Below are 404 nucleotides of genomic sequence, written 5' to 3' on the forward strand. Positions count from 1 at the left end.
TAGGTCTGCTGTTCCTGGCGCTGGCGTTGTGGAGCCTGGCCTACACCGTGGGCCTGCGCCTGCGCGACTTCACCGACACCGCAGGCTGGGCCGCTCAGAAGGGCGCCGAAGCCCGCGCCGCCCGACCGGCCAAGACCGCCAAACCGGGCAAGGCTCCGCGCGCCGTCGCCGAGGCCGCCGTCCCGGCCCGCAAGCCGCGCCATCGCCTGCCCGAAGCCGACGACATGGAAGCGGACGGCCCCCTCGCCGCACCTGCCCAATCTCCCGCTCAAGCTGCCTTCGCGCCTCCGTCTGAGGCCCATGATGACGCAGACGCCTATGCCGACGAGGCCGACGCCTACACCCCGCCGTGGGAGGACGCGGCGCCCGCCCCCATCGCTCCGCCCTCGGCCCGGCCGAACCGC

General features: G+C 74.5%; 1 pseudogene. It reads left to right on the forward strand.

Annotated features, from left to right (window positions below):
- A pseudogene (locus B2Y21_RS01125) lies at window positions 1-404 on the forward strand (hypothetical protein); the annotation flags it as partial.

This window comes from Brevundimonas sp. UBA5936 (assembly GCA_002430835.1).
Classification (GTDB): Bacteria; Pseudomonadota; Alphaproteobacteria; order Caulobacterales; family Caulobacteraceae; genus Brevundimonas.